Source organism: Modestobacter muralis (assembly GCF_010682105.1).
In the GTDB taxonomy this organism is placed as follows: Bacteria; Actinomycetota; Actinomycetes; order Mycobacteriales; family Geodermatophilaceae; genus Modestobacter; species Modestobacter muralis.
The window spans coordinates 62,525-84,978 of the sequence record NZ_JAAGWH010000002.1; the positions used below are offsets into that span (position 1 = coordinate 62,525).

At 73.8% G+C, this 22,454-nt stretch carries 21 protein-coding genes; 9 read left to right on the top strand and 12 right to left on the bottom strand.

The features are described 5' to 3' along the window. Positions 1 to 15: 15 nt before the first annotated feature. Positions 16 to 468, bottom strand: a complete 453-nt coding sequence (locus GCU67_RS00515; protein WP_163608982.1) for a DUF1810 domain-containing protein — start codon at positions 466 to 468, stop codon at positions 16 to 18. A gap of 111 nt (positions 469 to 579) precedes the next feature. Then, positions 580 to 2,379: a bifunctional metallophosphatase/5'-nucleotidase gene (locus GCU67_RS00520; RefSeq protein ID WP_163608983.1), complete on the bottom strand. Its 1,800-nt coding sequence runs from the start codon at positions 2,377 to 2,379 to the stop codon at positions 580 to 582. A 192-nt stretch (positions 2,380 to 2,571) separates the two neighbouring features. On the opposite strand from GCU67_RS00520, the gene GCU67_RS00525 reads away from it, so the two are divergent. Both GCU67_RS00525 and GCU67_RS00530 read left to right on the top strand, forming a co-directional pair. After that, positions 2,572 to 5,208 (top strand): ExeM/NucH family extracellular endonuclease, encoded by a 2,637-nt coding sequence (locus tag GCU67_RS00525; RefSeq protein WP_338104687.1) that lies wholly within the window; start codon positions 2,572 to 2,574, stop codon positions 5,206 to 5,208. Positions 5,209 to 5,309: 101 nt separating this feature from the next. Further along, positions 5,310 to 5,915 (top strand): GNAT family N-acetyltransferase, encoded by a 606-nt coding sequence (locus GCU67_RS00530; protein ID WP_163608985.1) that lies wholly within the window; start codon positions 5,310 to 5,312, stop codon positions 5,913 to 5,915. Here GCU67_RS00530 and GCU67_RS00535 read toward each other — a convergent pair. Further along, a complete protein-coding gene (locus GCU67_RS00535; protein WP_170310984.1) occupies positions 5,902 to 6,669 on the bottom strand; it encodes a hypothetical protein in 768 nt (255 codons plus the stop codon). The two genes, GCU67_RS00530 and GCU67_RS00535, sit on opposite strands and share 14 nt — an antisense overlap. 50 nt (positions 6,670 to 6,719) lie before the next feature. Continuing rightward, a complete protein-coding gene (locus GCU67_RS00540; protein ID WP_163608986.1) occupies positions 6,720 to 7,760 on the bottom strand; it encodes a glutathione S-transferase family protein in 1,041 nt (346 codons plus the stop codon). A 185-nt stretch (positions 7,761 to 7,945) separates the two neighbouring features. Between GCU67_RS00540 and GCU67_RS00545 the strand changes: the two genes are divergently transcribed. Beyond that, positions 7,946 to 8,206, top strand: coding sequence for a hypothetical protein (locus tag GCU67_RS00545; RefSeq protein WP_211660517.1), 261 nt, complete (start codon positions 7,946 to 7,948; stop codon positions 8,204 to 8,206). Here GCU67_RS00545 and GCU67_RS00550 read toward each other — a convergent pair whose 3' ends face one another. Next, positions 8,207 to 9,151, bottom strand: coding sequence for a formate/nitrite transporter family protein (locus GCU67_RS00550; protein ID WP_246214338.1), 945 nt, complete (start codon positions 9,149 to 9,151; stop codon positions 8,207 to 8,209). Between the two features lie 71 nt (positions 9,152 to 9,222). On the opposite strand from GCU67_RS00550, the gene GCU67_RS00555 reads away from it, so the two are divergent. Continuing rightward, on the top strand, positions 9,223 to 9,510 hold the full coding sequence (locus tag GCU67_RS00555; protein WP_163608988.1) for a hypothetical protein: 288 nt from the start codon (positions 9,223 to 9,225) through the stop codon (positions 9,508 to 9,510). Between the two features lie 7 nt (positions 9,511 to 9,517). Here the strand turns inward: GCU67_RS00555 and GCU67_RS00560 are convergent, their stop codons facing one another. Genes GCU67_RS00560 through GCU67_RS00570 form a run of 3 tightly spaced genes read right to left on the bottom strand, consistent with a single transcriptional unit; the run spans position 9,518 to position 12,886 of the window. Continuing rightward, entirely contained in the window at positions 9,518 to 10,105 is a 588-nt protein-coding gene (locus GCU67_RS00560; protein ID WP_163608990.1) for a helix-turn-helix domain-containing protein, read from the bottom strand. Positions 10,106 to 10,136: 31 nt separating this feature from the next. Then, on the bottom strand, positions 10,137 to 11,996 hold the full coding sequence (locus GCU67_RS00565; protein ID WP_338104688.1) for a glycoside hydrolase family 15 protein: 1,860 nt from the start codon (positions 11,994 to 11,996) through the stop codon (positions 10,137 to 10,139). Beyond that, the gene (locus GCU67_RS00570) at positions 11,993 to 12,886 is read right to left on the bottom strand and encodes a glucose 1-dehydrogenase (RefSeq protein ID WP_163608992.1); all 894 of its coding nucleotides are present in this window, start codon (positions 12,884 to 12,886) and stop codon (positions 11,993 to 11,995) included. The genes GCU67_RS00565 and GCU67_RS00570 overlap by 4 nt, the downstream gene beginning before the upstream one ends. 74 nt (positions 12,887 to 12,960) lie before the next feature. On the opposite strand from GCU67_RS00570, the gene GCU67_RS00575 reads away from it, so the two are divergent. Beyond that, on the top strand, positions 12,961 to 13,956 hold the full coding sequence (locus GCU67_RS00575) for an acetamidase/formamidase family protein (RefSeq protein ID WP_163608993.1): 996 nt from the start codon (positions 12,961 to 12,963) through the stop codon (positions 13,954 to 13,956). 10 nt (positions 13,957 to 13,966) lie between these two features. Here the strand turns inward: GCU67_RS00575 and GCU67_RS00580 are convergent, their stop codons facing one another. Beyond that, positions 13,967 to 15,529 carry a Stk1 family PASTA domain-containing Ser/Thr kinase gene (locus GCU67_RS00580; protein WP_163608995.1) on the bottom strand — a complete coding sequence of 521 codons (1,563 nt, stop codon included), beginning with the start codon at positions 15,527 to 15,529 and terminating at the stop codon, positions 13,967 to 13,969. Positions 15,530 to 15,662: 133 nt separating this feature from the next. Between GCU67_RS00580 and GCU67_RS00585 the strand changes: the two genes are divergently transcribed. Beyond that, positions 15,663 to 16,193, top strand: a complete 531-nt coding sequence (locus GCU67_RS00585) for an NUDIX hydrolase family protein (RefSeq protein ID WP_163608997.1) — start codon at positions 15,663 to 15,665, stop codon at positions 16,191 to 16,193. A gap of 23 nt (positions 16,194 to 16,216) precedes the next feature. Here the strand turns inward: GCU67_RS00585 and GCU67_RS00590 are convergent, their stop codons facing one another. Beyond that, positions 16,217 to 16,897, bottom strand: a complete 681-nt coding sequence (locus tag GCU67_RS00590) for a DUF6308 family protein (RefSeq protein WP_163608999.1) — start codon at positions 16,895 to 16,897, stop codon at positions 16,217 to 16,219. A 99-nt stretch (positions 16,898 to 16,996) separates the two neighbouring features. On the opposite strand from GCU67_RS00590, the gene GCU67_RS00595 reads away from it, so the two are divergent. From GCU67_RS00595 to GCU67_RS00605, 3 genes are all read left to right on the top strand, one after another. After that, positions 16,997 to 18,520, top strand: coding sequence for a DUF4407 domain-containing protein (locus tag GCU67_RS00595; protein WP_163609000.1), 1,524 nt, complete (start codon positions 16,997 to 16,999; stop codon positions 18,518 to 18,520). 83 nt (positions 18,521 to 18,603) lie between these two features. Next, entirely contained in the window at positions 18,604 to 19,164 is a 561-nt protein-coding gene (locus GCU67_RS00600) for a sigma-70 family RNA polymerase sigma factor (protein ID WP_163609002.1), read from the top strand. Positions 19,165 to 19,187: 23 nt separating this feature from the next. Further along, a complete protein-coding gene (locus GCU67_RS00605; protein ID WP_163609004.1) occupies positions 19,188 to 20,201 on the top strand; it encodes an LLM class flavin-dependent oxidoreductase in 1,014 nt (337 codons plus the stop codon). A gap of 60 nt (positions 20,202 to 20,261) precedes the next feature. On the opposite strand, the gene GCU67_RS00610 is transcribed toward GCU67_RS00605, so the two are convergent. Together GCU67_RS00610 and GCU67_RS00615 are read right to left on the bottom strand one after the other, a co-directional pair. Then, positions 20,262 to 21,512, bottom strand: a complete 1,251-nt coding sequence (locus GCU67_RS00610; protein ID WP_163609006.1) for an MFS transporter — start codon at positions 21,510 to 21,512, stop codon at positions 20,262 to 20,264. Positions 21,513 to 21,674: 162 nt separating this feature from the next. Further along, positions 21,675 to 22,424 carry a nucleotidyl transferase AbiEii/AbiGii toxin family protein gene (locus GCU67_RS00615; RefSeq protein ID WP_163609008.1) on the bottom strand — a complete coding sequence of 250 codons (750 nt, stop codon included), beginning with the start codon at positions 22,422 to 22,424 and terminating at the stop codon, positions 21,675 to 21,677. Between the last annotated feature and the right edge of the window lie 30 nt (positions 22,425 to 22,454).

Here is a 22,454-nt window from a genome sequence, read left to right on the forward strand (position 1 = left end):
CGGGTGGTGCGCCGGTCAGAGGCGGGACGTCGTGGCGTCGTCCTCGGCGCCGCCGAAGTACTGGTCGAGCACGGCCCGGAACACCGGCTTGTCCGGCGCGGCGTGGGCGAAGAGGGTCATGGACGAGCGCAGCTTCTGGGCGTCGATGCCGCCGAGGACCGCCACCGGGTCGGTGGTGTCCAGCGCGGTCAGCGCGCGGGCGCAGTCGAGCAGGCGCGGGCCGAGCACCGGGTGGGCGAGGTAGGCCCGGGCCTCGTCCAGGTCGTGGACCGCATAGCGCTGGGCCATCTCGCTGCGGCCGAGGCCGGCCAGCTGGGGGAGCACGAACCACATCCAGTGACTGCGCTTGTGCCCGGCGCGCAGCTCGGCCAGGGCGGCGTCGTAGGTGCCGCCGGTGTCCTGGGCCTCGACGAAGCGGGCGAGCCCGACGGGGTCGGTCGCGGGTCTCTGCGGCGGTGCTCCGGTCATGCCGGGCTCGTGCCCAGCGTCCCGGCCGCCGAACCGCACGGGTAGACGGGAACCCGGTATGACACCGGCCCCGCCCCCGCGAGGCGGGGACGGGGCCGGGAGTCGTCGGACTCAGACCGCGGTGATGCGGCCGACCCCGCCTTCCGGGTACCTGCTCGCGGGCACGACGCCGCCGAGGTCCTCGGTCAGGTAGGTCGCGAACGCCTGCTGGTAGGTGACCGGCAGGACGGTGAAGGCGACACCGTCGAAGGGGTAGCCGTCCCCACCGCGCAGCGTGAAGTCGTTCGTCGCCACCGAGATGGTCTTCAGCGCGCCGGTGGGCACGCCACCGGCGACCAGCACCGTGCCGTCGTCCAGCGTCAGGTCCACGATCCGCGAGCCGACCGGCTGCGCCGCGCGGTAGGTGACCCGGTAGCCCGCGACCTGCGCGAAGCCGCCGTCCGGCGTCAGACCACGCTCGACGCCGGCGAGGAACTGCGAGACCGGCATGGCCGGGGCGACGGCCACGAAGTTGGCGAAGGGCAGCACCGTGTAGGTGTCCAGCTCGGTGATCGGCCCCGCCGGCAGCACGCTGGCGTTGCGGATGCCGCCACCGTTCTGGATGGCCACCACCGGAGCCGTGATGCCGGCGGCCGCCGCCTCGCGCCGACCGGCGGCGAGCAGCGAGTCGGCCACCAGGTCACCGAGGTTGGTCTCCCGGCTGCGGACGTCGTTGCGGAGACCGTCGAGCGGCACCTCCGACGTCGCGACGACCCGCTGGCGCAGCGACCCGACGTGGGCCTGCACCGGCTGCACGACGGTGCGGGCGACGGTCGGGTCGGCCGGCAGCGCATCCGGGCCCGAGGCGATCACCGGCAGCGGCCGGGAGGCCTGGTCGTCGACGGCGAGCAGGTTGCCGGCGTCGTCGAACGTGACGACCAGGCGGCCGACGTAGGTGTAGAGCGCGTTGGTGGTGACGACCGGCACGACCTTGCCCTCGGCGTCCCGCGGCGTGAGCGGGTAGGAGCCGTAGGGCTTCTGGTACGGGGCGGCCGCGCTGGCGCCGTTGGGCACCAGCGGGTCGCCCGGGTCCGCCAGCAGCTCGTGACCGCCGCCGCCGACGATCACGTCGACGCCGCGCAGCTGGCCCGCCAGGGCGACCTCGTTGTCGATGTCCTGCAGGTGGGAGACGAGCACGACCTTGTCCACCCCGGCCGCGGCGTAGGCGGCGGCCTGGGCGTTGGCGATGCCGGCCAGGTCCGGGTCGACGGTGACCCCGCGCGAGCTGGTCAGCCGCGGCAGCTCCGGGGTGGTGAGCCCGATGATGCCGATCTGCTCGCCCTTGATCTTCTCCACGTGCGTGCGGACGATCGTGCCGTCCTGCACCTGGGCCAGCAGCGCGGGCTCGGCGGCGAAGCCGAGGTTGCCGGAGACGAAGGCGGTGTCCGAGCCGACGTCGTCCAGCCAGCGGGCGAGGAAGTCCGGCGTCTGGTCGAAGTCGTGGTTGCCGAAGATCGACACGTCGAAGCCGGCCGCGGCGAACGCGGTCGCGTCGTAGATCGGCTGGGCCGGGTCCGAGCCGCTGGCGGCCAGCTGCGGGCCGGGCAGGAAGTTGTCCCCGGCCGAGATGGTGAGCACGCCGCGCTTGCCGGCCTGACCGGGGCCCGGCTTGCCGGTCCCGGCGGCCTGCTGCTCCTGCTGGACCAGCTCGACGAACCGGTCGACCCCGCCGTACTGGACGCCGTTGGGTCCGGTCGTGGGGAGCAGCGCGGACTCGAGGTCGTTCGCGTGCAGGATCGTCAGGGTGAAGTCGGGCGTGGCGGCCTTGGGCTTGGGCGCGGCCGAGGCGGTGCCGGCGAGGGCGCCGCTGGTCAGCGTCACCGAGGCGAGTGCCAGGACGACGGCGCCGCGGCGGTAGGTGCGGGAGGTCATGTCGCTCCGAGGTCGGGAGGGCGTGGCGGGCGTGGCGGGCGCGACGCTGCCACACAGGTTAGCGATGCGAACTGTGTGATGAATCACTTCGGCGTGTCACAGGAAGGCCACATAGCGTCAGCGAGTCGTTCACATCCGTGACTCAGGGTCGGATGTCGCTCCCGATCGACCCGCCCTCCGAGAGGACCGTTCGTGCCCCTCCCCACCGGTACCGCCCGCACCGCCGCGAGGCGCGCCGCCCTGGGCGCCGCGATGGCGTCCACCGCCGTGCTGGCGGCCCTCGCCGTTCCGGCCGTGGCCGCCGCCGCGCCGCCCACCACGCCGTTCATCTCCGAGATCCACTACGACAACGTTGGGGACGACGCTGGTGAGTTCGTCGAGGTGCAGGTCCCGGCCGGCACCAGCTCGGCCGGCCTCGCCGTCGTCCTCTACAACGGTGGCAACGGCGCGGTGTACGACACCGACGCGCTCCCGGTGGTCGCCGCCCCGGCCGACGCGCCCGCCGTGGCCGTCGTCGACTACCCGGCCAACGGCCTGCAGAACGGTTCACCCGACGCGATCGCCCTGGTGCGCGGCACCCAGGTGATCGAGTTCCTCTCGTACGAGGGCACGATGACCGCCTCCGGCGGCTCGGCCGCCGGCACGTCGAGCACCGACATCGGCGTGAGCGAGACCGGCAGCGGTCCGGTCGGCCAGTCGCTGTCGCGCAGCTACAGCCCCACGGCGGACGCGCTGGTCTGGTCCGGCCCCGCCACCGCCACCCGGGGCACGGTCAACGCGACGGTCACCCCGCCGCCCCCGCCCCCGGCCACCACTGCCTGCGACACCGCCCCGACGCACGAGATCGGCGCCGTCCAGGGCGCCGGCGACGCCACCCCGCTGGCCGGCGCGACCGTCACCGTGCGCGGTGTCGTCGTCGGCGACGTCCCCGGGCTCTCCGGCTTCTACCTGCAGGACGCCGACGGCGACGGGAACGCCGCCACCTCCGACGGCGTCTTCGTCTTCAGCCCGGTCGCGGTCGACCTGGGTGACACCGTCGCCGTCACCGGCCAGGCCCAGGAGTTCAGCGGGCAGACCCAGATCAGCTCGCGCACCGACGTCGAGGTCTGCGCCGACGGCACCGCCGCCGGACTGCCCGCCGCGGCGCCGCTGGACCTGCCCGCCGACGCCGCCGCCCGCGAGCGGCTCGAGGGCATGCTCGTGGCACCGGCCGACCCCCTGACCGTCAGCGAGGTCTTCGACCTGACCAGCTTCGGGGAGCTGACGCTGTCCGAGGGCGGCCTGCTGGTGCAGCCGACCGAGCTCGCCCGGCCGGGCACCCCCGAGGCAGCCGCCGTCGCGGCCGCGAACACCCTCCGTCGGATCGTCCTGGACGACGGCCTGAGCGCCCGGGTCACCACCACCACCCGGCCCTACCTGTCTCCGACGACGCCGGTCCGCGTCGGTGACCGGCTCGCCTTCACCGCGCCGCTGGTGCTCGGCTACGGGTTCGACCAGTGGCGGCTGCAGCCGGCCGACGGCACCGCGGCGGGCACGTTCGCCTCGCAGAACACCCGTCCGGCCACCCCGGGCACCGTCGGCGGCGACGTCCAGATCGGCGCGTTCAACGTGCTGAACTACTTCCTCACCATCGGCGGGGAGGGCCGCGGCGCCACCAGCCCGGCCGAGTTCGAGGAGCAGGCCGGCAAGATCGTCCCGGCGATCGAGGCCCTGGGCGCCGACGTGGTCACCCTGATGGAGATCGAGGACACCGACTCCACCGGCCGCGACCCCGGCGACGCCGACCAGGCGCTGGCCGACCTGGTGCGCCGGCTGAACGCCGCCGCCGGCTACGACAAGTGGAGCTACGTCCCGCTGCCGGAGGAGCTCTACGGCGTCGACCGCGACGTCATCCGGAACGGGATCATCTACCAGCACGACGTCGTCGCACCCGTGGGTGCCCCGGTCGGCCTGGTAGACGAGACGGTCTGGGAGAACGCCCGTGAGCCGATCGCGCAGACGTTCACCAAGGACGGCGACGCGTTCACCGTGGTCGCCAACCACCTCAAGTCCAAGAGCACCGGTGCCGCCACCGGGGACAACGCGGACGCCGGCGACGGACAGGGTCAGTGGAACGGCGACCGGGTGCGGCAGGCGGAGTCGCTGGCCGCGTTCACCGAGCAGTTGCGGGCCCGGACCGGGGACCCCGACGTCGTCCTGCTGGGTGACTTCAACGCCTACACGCAGGAGGACCCGATCGAGGCGCTGCGCCGGGCCGGGTACACCGACCTGGGTGCGCAGTTCGACGAGGGCCGGTACAGCTACGTCTTCGACGACATGTCCGGGTCGCTGGACCACGCACTGGCCACCGCGTCGCTGACCGCCAAGGTCACCGACCTGGTGCACTGGAACATCAACTCGGTGGAGTCCTTCGCCTACCAGTACACCGGTGACCCGGCGCTCTACGCGCCGAACCCGTACCGCTCCAGCGACCACGACCCGCTGCTGCTGGGGATCGACCTGGACGAGCGCTGCAACGGTCTCGTCCCGACCATCCGCGGTACCGCCGGCGACGACGTGCTCACCGGCACCAACGGCCGCGACGTGGTCATGGGCCTGGGTGGCAACGACACGATCACCGGTGGGAACGGCGACGACGTGCTCTGCGGCGGCGCCGGGGACGACCGGATCGAGGGCGCCAACGGCGACGACGTGCTGCTCGGCGGCTTCGGGGCCGACCGGCTCTCCGGGGCCAACGGCGACGACGTCCTGATCGGCGGCCCGGGCGCCGACGTGCTCGACCAGGGCAAGGGCAAGGGCCGCGAGGAGCAGGACGGCGCCGAGTCCTGACCTGAGCTGATCCGCCCGGACGGCGGCGTCCCGCACCCGCGGGGCGTCGCCGTCCGTCGTTCATCGGCAGGATGGGCGACCCCGGCCCGAGGAGTGAGCAGATGGCGACCATCCGTCCCTACCGGCCCGCCGACCGGGCCGCGGTCTACGACGTCTGCGTGCGCACGGCCGACGCCGGTGGCGATGCGCGCGGCCGGTGGTCGACCGACGACCTGATGCCCGACCTCTTCGCCGGGCCCTACGTCGACCTGGAGCCGGTACGGGCCTTCGTGCTCGACGACGGTGGTCGGGTGGTCGGTTACGTGATCGGCACCGCCGACACCCCGGCGTTCGTGCGCACCTGGCGCGAGGAGTGGGTCCCGCGGCTGGCCGAGCGGTACCCGGTGCCACCCGACCCGCCGCGCACACCCGAGGAGGAGATGCTCGCCCTCGGGCACCGGCCCGAGCGGATGCTGCTGCCCGAGCTCGCGCCCTACCCGGCGCACCTGCACATCGACCTGCTGCCCAGCCACCAGCGCGCCGGGCACGGCCGCGCGCTCGTCGACACCTTCCGTGCGGCGGTGGCTGCCGCGGGTGCCCCGGCGCTGCACCTGGGGATGGTCACCACGAACCGCGCGGCCCGCGCCTTCTACGACCGGCTCGGGTTCACCGAGATCGCGGTGCCCGACGCCGGGCCGGTCACCTACCTGGGGATCAGGACCCGGTGAGCCGGCGCCACTCGTCGGTGTCCTCGCCGAGGGCCACCGCGGTGGGCAGCCGCAGGGTGCCGGACAGCCAGACCAGCAGGTCGTGCAGTCGCAGCCGGGTCAGCGGCGCCGTCGGCAGCAGTGCGGCGACGACCCGCTCCAGCTCGGCGAACGCCGCGGCGTTGGCCTGCAGCTCGCGGTGGGTCACCGCGGCCACGCTGCTGTCGCCCTCGCGCAGGTGCGGGACGCTCTGCAGCCAGGTCGCGCGCGTGAGCAGCGGCACCAGGGCCGGACGGCGGTGGTGCAGCGCCGCGGCTGCGTACCGCGGCCGGGGCAGGCAGCCGAGGGCGCGCAGTGCGGCGCCCACGGTGCCCGGCTCACCCAGCACCGACAGCTCCTCCTCGGGCAGCTCCCAGAAGGCCCGTCCGGCCGCACGTGCGTCCAGCGCGTCGGCGATCAGCCCCGCGTCGTCCAGCGCCCGGCGGACGGCGGTCCAGCCGTCGGGGTCCAGCCGGCCGTGCAGCCCCTCGGCGACCAGCACGTCCTCGTCCCCGAGCGGGCCGGTGCAGACCGGTCGGGCGTCGAAGCGGTCGTAGCCGAACGCGGGCACCTGCACCCAGCGGCCCTCGCCCTCGTTGGGGGAGCGGTACCTCAGCGGGCGTCGTCCCCGGGCGTAGCCGAGGACGGCGGCCAGCGCGGTCGCACCCGGCAGCAGCTCGGGGCCGGCGCTGGGCAGGTCGAGGGCCAGCCGCACGTCCACCGACAGTGCGCTCATGCCCCCAGCATGCGCCCGGCACCCCGGTCGTGGGGTGCCGGGCGTGCGGGTCACCGGTGGCCGATGCCGCCCGGCCCGTGCTCTGCCGGGACCTCCTCGCCAGCCGCGACCGGCCCGGGCGGGGTGCCGTCGCCGAACGGGCTGCCGCCCAGCTCCTCGCGGCCGTGCGGGGTCAGCCAGTTCGACGTGTCCGGGCCCATCGGGATGATCTGCGTGGGGTTGATGTCGGCGTGGACGACGTAGTAGTGCTCCTTGATCTGCGGGAAGTCGGTGGTGTCACCGAAGCCCGGGGTCTGGAACAGGTCGCGGGCGTAGCCCCACAGCGCCGGCATCTCGGTGAGCTTCTGCCGGTTGGCCTTGAAGTGGCCGTGGTAGACGGCGTCGAAGCGGGCCAGCGTGGTGAACAGCCGGACGTCGGCCTCGGTGATCGTCTCGCCCATCAGGTAGCGCATGTCCGTCAGGCGCTCCTCCAGCCAGTCCATCGCCGTCCAGAGCCGGTCGTAGGCGCGGTCGTAGGCCTTCTGCGAGCCGGCGAAGCCGCAGCGGTACACGCCGTTGTTGACCTCGGTGTAGACCCGCTTCATCACCTCGTCCATCTCGTCCCGCAGGTGCTCGGGGTAGAGGTCCGGGGCGCCGTCGCGGTGGAACTGCGTCCACTCGGTGGAGAAGTCCAGCGTCATGCGCATGAAGTCGTTGGTGACGACGGCCTTGGTGGGCAGGTCGACCATCGCGGGCACGGTGATGCCGCGCGGGTACTCGGGGTCGCGGGCGAGGAAGGCCTCCTGCAGCCGCTCGTAGCCCAGCACCGGGTCGCGCCCGTCCGGGTCGAGGTCGAAGGTCCAGCTGCGCGCGTCGTGGGTCGGACCGCAGATGCCCATCGAGATGGCCTGCTCCAGGCCGAGGAGACGCCGGACGATCGCCGCACGGTTGGCCCACGGGCACGCGCGGGCGATCACCAGCCGGTACCGGTCGGCCTCGACCGGCCACCCACTGGACCCGTCGGCGGTGATCCGGTCGGTGATGTAGTTCGCGTCGCGCTGGTACTCCTTGCCGGGTTCGACGTAGCCGCTGCCGCTCTGCGTGGTGCTCATGCCCCCAGCGTCGCCGACCGCGCTCCCCGGCGCTCACCCAGCCCCTCGGACCCAGCGGCCGATCTCGTCCCGATCGGCCGTCGCAGCGGACCGGTCGCCCGGCGCTGCGCGCCTGCCTGCCGAGAGGACGGCCCACCGCCGGTCGGGCCGCCGGTGCGAGCCGCGCGGTCACCTAGCCTGAGGTCATGGCAAACGGACCTGTGCGACCGCCCTGGCTCGGCAACTGGGGTGTGCAGCTGCTCGGCATCGGCCTGGCGCTCTACAACGCCGTCCAGGTCGTCCTGCACCTGGTCGACGGCGAGTACGGGTCGGCGTTCTTGAGCTTCGCCTACACCGTCGTCTTCGGGTACGTGGCGCTGGAGTCGTGGCGCACCCGCCAGGAGCTGGCCGCCCGCCGGATCGAGGAGCGGTCGGCGCCGACCGACGGGCCGGCGCCGACCGACTGATCAGCCGCGCTCGGCGGCCGGCGCTTCCACGGCAGCGCTGTCGGGGGAGTCCTTCAGGAACAGGTACCAGTACGTGGTGGACACGAAGACCACCGCGCCGACGAGGTTCCCCGCACCCGCGAGCAGCCAGTTCAGCAGCGTCTCGCCCCAGGTGATGTCGGGGACCCCGGCGAACATGGCCGCCGGCAGGAAGAACATGTTGGCCACGACGTGGTCGAAGCCCATGGCCACGAACGCCATGATCGGGAAGAAGATCACGATGACCTTCCCGGCGACGTTCGTGGTGGCCACGGACATCCAGACGGCCAGGCAGACCAGCCAGTTGCAGCCCATGCCGCGCAGGAACGTCTGCCACGGCGACTCGTTGAGCGCCTTGCCCTGGGCGATGCCGGCCAGCCGGTCGTAGACCAGCCCGGCGGTGCCCGGGGAGTTCGCGCCGCCGATGACGCCGGTCTGCACGGCGAGGAAGAAGGCGACGAACAGCGCCCCGATCAGGTTGCCGATCAGCACCAGGACGAGGTTGCGGGCGACGGAGCCCAGGCCGATCTTGCGGTTCATCGCCGCCAGCGGGACGAACATCATGTTGCCCGTGGCCAGGTCGGAGCCGGCGATGAGCACCAGCACCAGGCCGAGGGTGAACGCGCCACCGAGGAACAGCGTGGGCAGCGTGCCCCAGGTGGCCGGGTCGAGGCCGGAGGAGACGGTCATGGCCACCAGCCCACCGAAGGCGATGTACGCGCCGGCCAGGAACGAGCTGACCAGCACCCGGTCCCAGCTGCGATGGACCTTCTTCGCCCCCGTCTCGGCGGCGGCCTTCGCCATCTCCTGCGGTTCGCGGTCGGTCATGTGCTTCTCCGGGGTTCGGTCGTCGGCCGCCTCGGTCTCGGCGGCCTGGACCAGCTTCTCTCCCGGCGCGTCGCCGCGCTGGTTGGAGGGTGCAACCAAACGTTGTGGGGCTGGCGCGGGGGCTGCCGGGACGGGAGGCTCACCGGCATGGACCTTGAGGTGGGTGTGCAGTGAAGTACCTGGTGATCCTGGTGCTGGTCGCGGTCGTGCTCGTCGTCGTGATGCGCCGCGCAGGGGCACCGGTGAAGCCGGCCAGGCCGGTCCGTCGGTCCACGAGCGACAGTGGCTCCCCGGTCGCCTGGGGCGGTGACGGCGGCGCCTCCTACGACGGCGGACCCGGGCACGGGCACGGCGGTCACGGGCACGGCGGGCATGGCGGCTCGGACGGCGGCGTGGGGGGCTCGGACGGCGGGGGCGGGTCCGACGGCGGCGGCGGTGGTGGCGGGGGAGGCGACTGACCCGCGGTCAGTCCGCGGTGCGGGCCGGGCGGGCGCGGACGTGCATCCGCTCGCCCTGCGGCCCGAACAGGGCCAGCAGCTCGACCGGGGCCGGGCCGGGGTTGCTGAGCAGGTGCGGCACGTGGGTGTCGAACTCGACCACCTCGCCGGGCATGAGCACCAGCTCCTGGCTGCCGAGGTGGAGCACGAACCGGCCGTTGAGCACGTACAGCCACTCGTAGCCCTCGTGCGTGCGCAGCTCGCGCTCCCCGGTCGGCCAGCCCGGCGGCAGGATCATCTTGTAGGCCTGCAGCCCACCGGGGCGCCGGGTGAGCGGCAGCATCGTCATGCCGTTGCGCTCGATCGGGCGGTGGTGCACCCGCGGGTCGGCCGACGCAGGCTCGTCGAGCAGTGAGTCCAGCGGCACCTGCAGCGCCCGGGTGAGCGGCAGCAGCAGCTCCAGCGTCGCCCGGCGCTGACCGGACTCCAGCCGGGACAGCGTGCTGATCGAGATGCCGGTGGTCTCCGACAGCTGGGTCAGGGTGGTGTCCCGCTGCAGTCGGGCCGCCCGCAGCCGCGGCCCGACCGACTGCAGGACGGCGTCGACGTCGCTCATCCGCTCATTTGCTGCCACAGCAAGGGGTTTGTCAAGCCACCGCGGAGTCCATCGCCTCGGACACGGTGATCGCGGCGTTGACCAGCGCCAGGTGGGACAGCGCCTGCGGGATGTTGCCGAGGAAGTCCCCGGTCCGCGGGTCGAGCATCTCGGCGAGCAGCCCGACGTCGTTGGCGCTGCCCATCAGCTCGTCCATCAGCTCGAGCGCCTCACCGACCCGGCCGCACAGCGTCAGCGCCGACACCATCCAGAACGAGCAGGCCAGGAAGGTGCCCTCCTCCTTCTCGGCGCCGCTGAACCGGTACAGGTGCGGGCCGTCCCCGAGCTCCTCGCGCAGCGCGTCCAGCGTGGCGCTCATCCGCTCGCCGCGGTCGAAGCCGCTGATCGCGTGCAGCACGATGGAGGCGTCCAGCTGGTCGCTGCCGGGGTACCAGACGTAGGCGCCGCGCTCGGCCGACCAGCAGTTGTCCTCCACCCAGTGGCGGATCCGCATCGCCTCGCTGCGCCACCGCGCGTGGTCCCCGGGCACGTGGCCGCCCTCGGAGAGCTCCACGGCCTTGCTCAGCGCCACCCACGCGCCGAGCTTGGAGGTCGTGTAGTGCTGCAGCTCCGGCAGCTCCCACATCCCGGAGTCCTTGCTCTGCCACCGGTCGCAGGCCAGGTCGGCGACGCCGGCGAGCAGCCGCCCGGTGTACGCGTCGAGCACGTTGCCGTTGGCCACGTAGAGCGCCACGATCGCGAACAGGTCACCGAACACACCCAGCTGCAGCTGGGTGGCGGCGTCGTTGCCGATCGCGACGGGGGAGTTGCCCCGCCAGCCGGGCACGTCGCGGAACTCCGCGTCGGGCACCGGTCCGCCGTCGAGGGTGTAGACCACGCGCGGCTCGGGGCCGTGCCGGCGGATCGTGGACAGCAGCCAGCTGATCGCCCCGTGCGTCTCCTCGCGCAGCCCGAACCGGAACAGCGCGGTCAGCGCGTAGGCCGAGTCGCGCACCCAGGCGTAGCGGTAGTCCCAGTTCTTCCCGCCGGCCGGGTTCTCCGGCAGCGCGGCGGTGGCCGCGGCGACCATCGAGCCGCTGGAGGCGTGGATGAGCAGCTTGAGCACCAGGGTGCTGCGCCGGACCGCGGTGTCCCAGGGGCCGTCCCACTCGAACGCTCGGCTCCAGGCCGCCCAGTTGGCGATGGTGCGGTCGATGCCGGCGTCGATGGCCTCGGCCGGGGGCAGGAACAGCGGCTCGCGCTCGGTGGCGACCAGGGCCAGCAGGTGCCGCGAGTCCGGCGAGGTGGTGAACGTGACGTCGATCCGGCGGTCGCCCTCGGTCACCTCCGCGGCGTCCAGCGTCCGGACGGCGAGGGTCAGGTCACCGACCCGCAGCACCGGGCCCTGCGAGGTCTGGTGCACCCACGGGGAGACGGTGTTCAGCGCGGTGCCCGGCCGGACGGCGGCGCGCATCGTCACCGACCCCTCCAGGCCCTCGACCCGGCGGGCGAGCTCGGACCAGGGCAGTCGCCCGGCGATGCCGCTGTTGAGCGAGTCGGTGACCCGGACCCGGCCCGAGGCGGTGGTGAACGTCGTCGTCAGCACGTTGGTGTGCGCGACGTACTCCCGCTCGACGGTGAAGTCCTCGTCGGGGCAGAGCTCGACGCAACCCCCGTTCTCGGCGTCGAGGAGCGAGGCGAACACCGGCGGGGCGTCCATCTCCGGCAGTGGCAGCCAGTCGATCCGGCCGTCGCGGGCGACCAGCGCGATGGTGCGGCCGTCACCGATCGCGGCGTAGGAGCGCAGGTCGGCGTAGCCGTCGGCGTCCCGCTCGTCGACCGGGCCGGACCCGGCGCCGTCCGCGCCCCAGTGCAGGGCGGGACGGCGCCGGGGGAGGGGCGCGTCGGTCACGGGGTGGGCATCCCACCGTTGACGTTGAGGGTCTCGCCGGTGACGTAGCTGGACTCCTGCGAGGCGAGGAAGACGTACACCGGGCCGAGCTCGGCCGGCTGCCCGGCGCGGCCCATCGGGGTCTCGCTGCCGAACTCCGGCAGCGCGTCGGTGGGCTGGCCGCCGCTGGCCTGCAGCGGGGTCCAGAACGGGCCGGGGGCGACCACGTTGACCCGGATGCCCTTGGGTGCCAGCTGCTGGGCCAGCGCCTTGCTCATCGTGTTGATGGCGGCCTTGGTGGTCGCGTAGTCGACCAGCCCGGGCGAGGGCTGGTAGGCCTGGATGGAGCTGGTGTTGATGATCGTGGCGCCGGCCGGCAGGTGCGGCAGCGCCTCCTGGATGATCCAGAACATCGCGTAGACGTTGACCTTGAACGTCGCGTCGAACTGCGCGGTGGTGACGTCGGCGAGGTCGTCGACGTAGACCTGCTTGCCGGCGACGTTGGCGATGATGTCGATCCCGCCGAGGGCGTCGAGGGTCGTGTGCACCAGCGCGCGGGCGGCGGTCTCGTCGGAGAGGTCGGCCGGGGCGAGCACGGCCTTCTGCCCGGCCGCCTCGACCAGCGCGGCGACGTCCTCGGCGTCGGCCTGCTCCTCGGGGAGGTGGTTGAGCACCACGTCGGCCCCCTCGCGGGCGAACGCGATCGCGGCGGCGCGGCCGATGCCGGAGTCCGCGCCGGTGACCAGCGCCTTGCGACCGGTGAGCCGGCCGGTGCCGCGGTAGGTCTGCTCGCCGTGGTCGGCGGTGACCTGGAGGTCCTCGTCCAGGCCGGTGCCGTCCTGCTGCTGCTCCGGGAAGCCCTCGGTGCGGTACTGGGTGGTCGGGTCGGTGAACGTGTACTGGTCGGCCATGCACCGGCCGTGCCCCACCCGGCCGCGCGTCACACACCGGGCGGTGCAGGGGGTGGGACTGGTGTGATGGGCCCGTGCTGCGCCACGACCCCGATCCCCAGGCCGACCCCTCGACGCTCGTCTACGCCTTCGGTGGCGCCGAGCCGGTGCTGCAGCTGCGGCCCGGTGACGTCGTGGGCACCTGGACCCGCGACTGCTTCGCCGGCCGCGTCGGTTCCACGGCCGACCTGGTGAGCGAGGTGTGCGACCCCCGGTACCTCAACCCGCAGACCGGGCCGTTCTTCGTCGAGGGCGCCGAGCCCGGCGACACCCTGGCCGTGCACTTCCTGAGCATCGAGCCCCGGGAGGCCCGCGGCTTCAGCTCCACGGTGCCGTTCTTCGGCGCCCTCACCGCCACCCCCGGGACGGCGATGCTGCACCCCGCGCTGCCTGAGCGCACCTGGGTGTACGAGCTGGACCGCGTCGAGCGGCTGGTGCGGTACGCCGCGCTGGACTCGGCGTTCACGGTCGACCTGCCGCTGGACCCGATGCACGGCACGGTCGGGGTGGCGCCGCCGCTGGGCGAGGTGCGCTCCTCGCTCACGCCGGGCAGTTGGGGCGGGAACATGGACACCCCGGAGATGCGCGCGGGCGCCACCTGCTACCTGGGCGTCAACGTGCCGGGGGCGCTGCTGAGTCTGGGCGACGGGCACGCGCGGCAGGGCGAGGGCGAGACCTGCGGCGTCGCGGTCGAGTGCGCGATGGACACCGTCTTCACCGTGGAGCTGGTCAAGGGGTCGCCGACGCCGTGGCCGCGGCTGGAGGACGACACGTACCTGATGACCACCGGCTCGGCCCGCCCGCTGGAGGACGCCTTCCGGATCGCGCACACCGAGCTCGTCCGCTGGACGGCGGAGCTGCTCGACCTCTCCGAGCTCGACGCCTACCAGCTGGTGTCGCAGGCGGCGCTGACCCCGGTCGCCAACGTGGTCGACACGAACTACACGGTCGTGGCGAAGCTGCCGAAGTACCTGCTCGGGAGTGCGGTGGCCATGGGCGGCGTGCACGGCCGGCTGCGGCAGGCCCGCTGACCGGGCCGGGTCAGCCGTTGTTGCCCCGGCCGGGCTTGTCGTCCTTGCCCTTGCCGCTGCCCCCGCCGTTCTCGTTCTCGTCGGGCTCGTTCTCATCGGGCTCGTCCTCGTTGCCCGCGGTGGGCGAGGCGGTCGGGGTCGCCGACGGCGTGGGCGGCGGCGGCGCGGTGGCGAACACGACCGTCACCGTGGCCCCGGGGTCCAGGCGTCCGGTCGGCTGGAGGTCGACGACCGTCCCCTCGGCCTCGGCGCCGTTCACCCGGGGCTCCCGGACGACTGCGTAGCCGAGGCCGATCAGCTCGCGCTCGACGTCGTCGACGGGCCGGCCCACGTAGTCGTCGGCGTCCACCGGAGCCGGCTGGGTGCTGGTCGGTGTGGCCGAGGTGGTGCTCGGGCTGGGCCGGGCGCTCGACGCCGTCGGACTGGCCGAGGGCGCGGCCGACGTGGTGGTCGGCGCAGTGCCCGTGGCTGCCTCGTCGGACCGGTTGGCCAGCGCCACGCCGCCGAGGACGATCGCGGCGACGGCCAGCAGCGCGAGCAGCGGGACGAGCAGCCGCCGCCGGCGGTGGGGCTCCGGCGCCACCGGTGCGGTGCCCGCCCGCACGGGGGGCATCGCGCGGGTGCTCGCGGGCGGCCTGGCCCCGGCGCCGGCCACCGCGGCGACCGACACCGTCCGGTCGGCCGCGCCCTCGCGGTACGCGGGCAGCACCGCCGTCCGCGGGCCGTCGGAGGCGGCGCGACCCTGGCGCACGGCGTCGACGGCGTCCCGGAACGCGGCGCCGTCGTGGAACCGGCGGGCCGGGTCCTTGGCCATCGCGGTGTCGAGGAGCTGCCGCACCGGGGCGGGCACGTCGCCGGGCAGTGGCGGCGGGGCGTCGTGGATCTGCGCCATCAGCACCTGCACGGAGCTCTCGCCGTCGAAGGCGCGCTGTCCCGACAGGCACTCGTAGCCGACCAGGCCCAGGGCGTAGACGTCGCTGGCCGGGGTGGCGCGGGCGCCCTCGGCCTGCTCGGGGGAGAGGTAGCTGGCGGTGCCGATGACCTGGCCGACCTGGGTCAGCTGCTGGCTGGCGGCGGTGACGGCCACCCCGAAGTCGGTGACCTTGACGGTGCCGTCGTCGGCGAGGAGCAGGTTGCCCGGCTTGACGTCGCGGTGGACCACGCCGGCGGCGTGTGCGGCGGCCAGCCCGGCGGCGCTCTGCCGCAGCACGTCGAGCGTGCGCTCGGGGGTCAGCCGGCGGTCGCGGTGCAGGACCGTGGACAGCGACTCGCCGCGCACCAGCTCCATGACCAGGTAGGCCAGGTGCTCACTGCGCGGGTCGGCGGCGGGCACCTCGCCGTAGTCGAACAGCGTCGCGATGTTGGGGTGCACGAGACCGGCGGCGAGCTGGGCCTCGGAGCGGAACCGGGCGAGGAACGTCGGGTCGCCGGTGAACTCGCTGCGCAGCACCTTGACCGCGACGTCGCGGGCCAGCACCTTGTCCCGGCCCTGCCACACCTGGCCCATGCCACCGGTGGCGATCAGCCCGGTCAGCTCGTAACGGCCCCCGAGGAGCCGGCCGTTCGGTTCCATGCCGTTCCTCTCACCACACGAGCCTCCATGAGACCAGCAGCCCGAGCCCGCGTCGACAGCGGGAGGGCGGTCGTCGGGCAGGTCACCCCGGGCAGCGGCTGACCAGGGGCGCTGCATCGGCTAGACAGTGCACATGACCGAGGTGACGAACTCCGACGCTGGCTGGCTCTCCCGGGAGGAGATGGACTCCGCGCGCGAGCGGCTGCCGATCCTCTACGTCGACGCCGTGCCGGTGCGCGTGGACGACCACGGGGTGGTGACCGCGGTCGGTCTGCTGCTGCGGATCGGTGGCGACGGCCAGGTCAAGCGCGCCCTGGTCTCGGGCCGGGTGCTCTACCACGAGCGCGTCCGCTCGGCGCTGCTGCGCAACCTGGAGAAGGACCTCGGTCCGCTGGCGCTGCCGCGGGTGCCGGCCGCTCCGCAGCCGTTCACCATCGCCGAGTACTTCCCGACGCCGGGGGTCACGCCCTTCCACGACCCGCGCCAGCACGCGGTGTCGCTGGCCTACGTCGTCCCGGTCGAGGGCGACTGCGCACCGCAGCAGGACGCGCTGGAGCTCACCTGGTTCTCACCCGACGACGCGCGCCGTCCCGAGGTGCTCGCCGAGCTCGCCAACGGGCAGGGCACGTTGCTGCTGCAGGCGCTGGCGCACCTCGGCGTCTGACCACCGCGCCGGCCGCGGACGGCTCACCAACCCGGGCCGGCGCAGTGGTCGTGGAGGTGCGCCGGCCGGTGCCGCATCCAGACGATGACGTCCAGGACGCGCAGGGCCGACACCTGTGACGGGACGCCGGCCCGGGCCAGCGCCGCGCGCAGGTGCGCACCCAGCCGGCCGTCGGCGAACATCGACAGCAACCAGTTCCAGACGCCGTCGGGCCGACCGAACGCGCACCGCACGACCCGGTCCTCGACGGGGACGAGCTGTGGCCGCTTGCGCGCCAGCAGCGTGCCGGTGACGACCCAGCCCATGCCGTGCGGCTCCTCGAGCAGGTCCCAGACCACCCGGGCGTGGCTGTGGCTGGCGAACAGCTCGACCGCCGCGGCGTCCTCGATGCCGACGTCGGTCGGGATCTCCTCCAGGTGGCGGGTGACGTCCGCGCCGAGGCCGCCCTCCAGGAGCTGCAGGGCCACGTCGCCGGGCACGTCGACGCCCATCATGGTGACCGCGACCAGGTCGTCCGCCGTGATCTCGTTCGCGGTCCCCGGGCGGTCGCCGCCCCCGGCCAGGAACTCGAACCGGCTGCCCGAGTAGCGCGGCGACGCCCCGGGGGCTCGGTCCGGCTCGAAGTAGGCGGCCAGGTCCGCGACCGACCGGGGGTCGTCGACGACGGTCAGCAGGGTCTCGAGGTCGACCAGGCGGGACGGCATGACGCGACTGTGCACCAGGACACCGACGGTCAGGGGGTACCGGCGGGGCGGTGGGCGACCGATAGCGGTCTTGCACAGAACCGAGAGGACGTCGTCTGCATGAAGGTCCGCAATCGCACCACCGGTGACCGGCTGGCCGTGCTCGCCGGTGCCCGGCTCGACGTGCTCGCCGTCGCCCCCGGCGCCCGCGCCAAGTTCGTCGCCCTCGGCGGCGTGCTCGTCAGCACGGGTGGCCTGGCGGCGCTGTCCATGGCGTTCGCCCTGCACATGGCCCTGGGTGTCTGGTGGCCGGTGTCCGCCCTGGTCGGCATCGGCTGGGGCATGGTGATCGTCAACCTGGACCGGATGCTGCTGGTCGGGATGGCGCACGACTCCTCGTGGCTGCGCAACGCCGCGATGGCCGTGCCCCGCATCGCCCTCGCCGTCCTGCTGGGCACGGTCATCTCCACGCCGCTGACGCTGCAGGTGTTCAGCAAGGAGATCGACACCACGATCGTCACGCTCCAGGCCGAGGCCGCGGAGCAGTTCACCGACGAGCTGGCCGCCGACGCCCGCTACGCGCCCGTCCCGGTGCTGGAGCAGCAGATCGCCGAGGAGCAGGCCGTGCTCGCCGGCGGCGGCACGACCGACCCCAACGCCGACCCCCGGGTGACCGGGGCGCAGGCCGAGCGGGACGCCAAGCAGGCCACCTACGACGCCGCGGCGCAGACGTTCGCCGACCTGCAGGCCAAGGCGCAGTGCGAGCTCGACGGCACCTGCGGCTCCGGCGACGAGGGCCAGGGGGCGGCCTACTTCGGTGCCGCCGCCGCGGCCGCCGCGCAGGCCGACGTCCGGGACGCCGCCCGGGCCGAGCTGGACACCGCCGAGCGGGCGCTGGAGCAGGCCCGCGAGTCCGCCGGCACCGACGCCGTCAGCGCCGGCGCCCGCAGCGTCGCGATCGCCCAGGCCGACCTGGCCACGCACACCGCGGAGCTGCAGCGGCTGACCTCTGCGCGGGTCGCCGAGCAGGCCGCCTTCGACGAGCAGAACGCCCAGAGCGACGGCCTGCTGGCCCGGCTCGAGGCCATGGACCGGCTGGCCCAGGACCGTCCCGCGGCCGGCACGGCACACCTGATGCTCTTCCTGCTCTTCCTCTCCGTCGAGCTGCTGCCGGTGCTGATGAAGGTGATGCTCAACTTCTCCGAGCCGACCGCCTACGACCGGCTGGAGGAGCTCCGCGACGAGGAGGACGTCGCCGCGGAGGAGATCCGCCGCAACGGCCGGCAGCGCGCGCAGCAGGCCCGCGCCGACCTGATCGTCGCGGCCGAGACCGACCGGATGGCCCGGGAGATCCTCGACCGGGAGATCGCCGCCCGCGAGGAGGCCGAGCGGGCCGCCGAGCGCAAGGCCCGCCGTCGCGAGGCCCGGAGCCTCCGCCGGGTGCTGGGCCGGATGGTCCGCACCCCGGCTCCGGCCCCGGCTCCGGCCGCCGCGAAGCCGGTCACCTCGCTGGAGCCCACCCTGGACACCGGTGAGCTCGAGGCCATGATGACCGCCCCGTCCGCGGTCCGGACGTTCGGCACGACGGCCAGCCGGCCGGCGGTCCCCGCGCCCCGCGTCGCCGGCGTCCTGACCGACAACTGAGCCACATCCCGCACCAGGACTCCCCGTCACCCCATCGGGTGACGGGGAGTTTGCGCGACCAGGTTGTGCACCATATTCCCCAGGTGACGTCACTCGCCGGTCCAGACCAGGGCCGCACCGCCGACGGGTCCCTCGCGGACCTGCTCGACCGCTGGACCGTCCCGGCCCTGAACCTGGCCCGCCGGATCGTCGTCGACGACCGGATCGCCGAGGACGTCGTCCAGGAGGCGTTCCTGGCCTACTGGCGCGCCCCGGCCGCCTTCACCGACGCCCGCGGGTCGTTCGGTTCCTGGTTCCTGGCGCTGGTGCACCACAAGGCGGTGGACGCCGTCCGGCACGAGGCGTCCCTGCGCCGGCGCACCGACGCCGACGCCGAGGACCGGGCCCGCACCGACGAGCTGGGATCGCCCGACATCGCCGAGCTGGTCACCGACCGGATGGGCGACGCGCGGGTCCGCCGGGCGCTGGACGCGCTGCCCGAGGCTCAGCGGGAGGCGCTCGTGCTGGCCTACTGGGGCGGGTTCACCCAGCGCGAGATCGCGGCGCGCACCGGCACCCCGCTGGGCACGGTGAAGACCCGGATGTTCGCCGGGATGCACCGCCTCCAGCAGGACCTGGACGGTGGGACCCTCACCGCGGCCTGAAGCCCGCCCGGCATGATCGGGGCATGCCTGCCCCCGGTGTGCCGCTGCAGAAGCTCGGGTTCCTGACCATCGGCGTCTTCGACGACGCCGACCCGCGGGCCGGCCACGAGACGACGCTGCGGGTCATCGAGCTGGGCGAAGAGCTCGGCTTCGACAGCGCGTGGCTGCGGCACCGGCACCTGCAGTTCGGGATCTCCTCCCCGGTCGCCGTCCTGGCCGCGGCCACCCAGCGCACGACGCGGATCGAGCTGGGCACCGCGGTGACGCCGCTGGCCTGGGAGAACCCGCTGCGGCTGGCCGAGGACCTCGCCACGGTCGACGTGCTCAGCGGCGGCCGCCTCAACCCCGGTGTCTCCGTCGGCCCGCCGATGCACTGGGACGACGTCAAGGCAGCGCTGTACCCCGACACCGCCGACGTCGAGGACTTCTCCTACGAGCGGGTCGCCCGCTTCGTGCGCTTCGTCGACGGCGCCCCGGCGTCGGGCTTCCGCGGCAAGGAGGGCGTGGTCGAGGAGTGGTCCGACCGCGTCCAGCCGCACGCCGCGGGCCTGCGCTCCCGGCTCTGGTACGGCGGGGCGTCGCTGCGCTCGGCGCAGTGGGCGGGGGAGAACGGGCTGAACTTCCTCACCTCCAGCGTGGTCAAGGCCGAGGTGACCGAGGACTTCGCCACCGAGCAGGCCGGCCAGGTGCAGGCGTTCAAGGCCGCCCACCCGGCCGGGCGGGTGTCACAGGGGCTCGTGGTCACCCCGACCGATTCTGCGACGCCCGCGCAGCGCGCCAAGTACGAGGCCTACGCCGCCGAGCGGACGCCGCGCACCCGCTCGCCGCAGGGCCCGGGCCGGCTCATGTTCGCCGCCGACCTGGTCGGCACCGGTGAGCAGATCGCCGAGCAGCTGTACGCGCACGCCGGCTTCCGCGAGGTCGAGGAGGTCGTGTTCGCGCTGCCGTTCAGCTTCGAGCCCGAGGACTACGTGCAGATCCTCACCGACATCGCGGGCACGCTGGGCCCGGCTCTGGGCTGGACGCCAACCGCCTGATCCGGAGCCGTTGACGGCGAAAGTGGCCACTTCCGCCCTCGGGGCCCCGCGCCGGACGGGTCAGTGCGCCGGGACGGGGACCCGCGGGACGGCGACCGGACGGCGCACGGCCACGGTGTGCGCCACCGCGGCGGCCACCACGACGCCGGCGGCGACCGCGGGGAGCGCCAGCGCGGTCTCGGCGCCCAGGGAGTCGGTGACCAGCCCGGTGACTGCCGAGGAGACCGCCTGGCCGACGACGACCGCCGAGCCGAGCATCGTCATGGTCGTCGCCGAGCGGCCGGCCGGGCTGAGCCGCGCGCCGAGGCCGTAGAGGGTGACCAGGGTCGGCCCGACACCGCAGCCGAGCACCGCGAGCGCGACGACCAGCCCCGGCACCGACCGCGCGGTCGCGAACAGGACGGCGGCGGCCAGCAGCAGCCCGCCGAAGGTCAGCCACCGGGCGGGCAGGGTGAACCGGGTGGACAGGGTGGCGGTCCCGAGCGCGAGCGCGGCCGAGCCGATGCCCATGACGCCGTAGAGCAGCCCGGCCCGGTCGCCGTCGCCGTCGGCGGCCAGGAAGCCGGTGAGCGAGGTCAGCGTCGCGCCGAAGAACAGCCCGACACCCAGCGTGCCCACGACCACGCTCACCAGCGGGGCCCGCAGCAGCTCACCGGCGGGCGCCTGCACCGTCGTCGTCCGGGTGGCGGCGGGCTCGAGCCGCCCGGAGGGGTGCACGGCGAACCAGGTGACGAACACCAGCGTCAGCACCGACGCGGCGGCGACCGCCAGCCAGGGGGCGATCGCGGTGGCGAGCAGCCCGACCAGGAACGGGCCGACGACGAACACGGTCTCGTCGGCGGCCGACTCGTAGGCCATGGTGCCGTTGAGCAGCTTCTCCCGGCGGTCCGGGGCGACCGACCGGCGGATCAGCCCGACCAGCCGGGTGCGTGACATCGGGCTGATCTGCGGCGCCGAGACGCCGATCAGCACCGACAGCGCGAGCAGCACCGGGTCGGCGACCGTGCTGGTCACCACGAAGGGGAAGGCCCCCAGCAGGGCCGCGTTGACCAGCCCCACCGGGACGAGCACCCGCCGCTGGCCCAGTCGGTCGACGGCCGCGCCGAGCAGCGGCCCGGCCAGCGCCGTGCCCAGGCCCGCGGCGGCCGAGTTGAGCCCGCCCAGGGTCAGCGAGCCGCGCTCGGCGACGACCAGGGTGAGCACCCCGACGGTCATCATCGCGAACGGCAGCCGGGCGATGAAGGCGAGCGGGAAGTAGGAGAGCCCGGCGGAACGGACGAGCGCGTTCCCGGGTCGGCGCGTGTGGAACATGACCTCTGCGATGTAGGCTCAGGCGTGCCGCCTTGGTCCACCGGCGGAGCCGGCACAGCAGGTAGATGCACACGTTCTGTTCGGGTGTAACGCGATCGTAACGCGCGGTGCCGAGCGCGGCAGTCCGACTCACCCGTGGTGGAGAGGTGGCCCTGCTGTCGGTCAGGTGTCGGACGACGCCACGGCGCGGGCCCAGCGTTCGCCCACCTCGTCCAGCGCGGCGGCAGCCGTGACCTGCACACGGCCCTGATGGCCCAGCGAGGTCAGCCACTCGTCCTCACGGGGTGCGCGCGAGAACATCCACGGCTGCACGTCTCCGGCCGTCGGGCCGTGCGCGCGGAACAGCTCAGCCGCGGCGGGGGAGATCCAACCGGCCCGTCCCAGTCCCCAGAGGTCGTACAGGTCCCGTGACGCGGATCGGTCGAGCCAGGTGGCGGTCTTCCAGCCGGTGAACGAGAGGGCAGTGGGGACGACCAGCGAGGCCGGCGGAGCGTCCGTGTAGCGCTGTTCCAGGCTCCGCAGCTCGGTCGGCCAACGGGAGTAGCCGGTGGCGCCGAGCAGCTGCACGCGGATGCGGATCGAGTCGCCGACCAGCAGCACGCTGGAGTCGGCGCCTCGGGTGTCGGCGAGCGCAGGCACCCAGCTCACGCTCCCGTGTGTGCGCCGCAGGCCGGCCGCGACCGCCGCTTCGATCCTGGGGCCGATGACCTTGCGGGGGACGGGGGTGAGGAGGTCGATGTCCTCGCTCAGTCGCAGCGTCGGCAGGAAGGTCCGGGACAGTGCGGTGCCGCCGATGAAGACCAGGTCGTCGACGAGGTCGGGAGCGGACAGCGCCGCCAACACGTGACTGATCGCATGGTCGCGGAGCACCTGCTCGTCGGCGACACCGAACTGTTCGCGGACGCGCGCCACCTCGGCAGGGTCCAGGCTCCGCCGCGACGG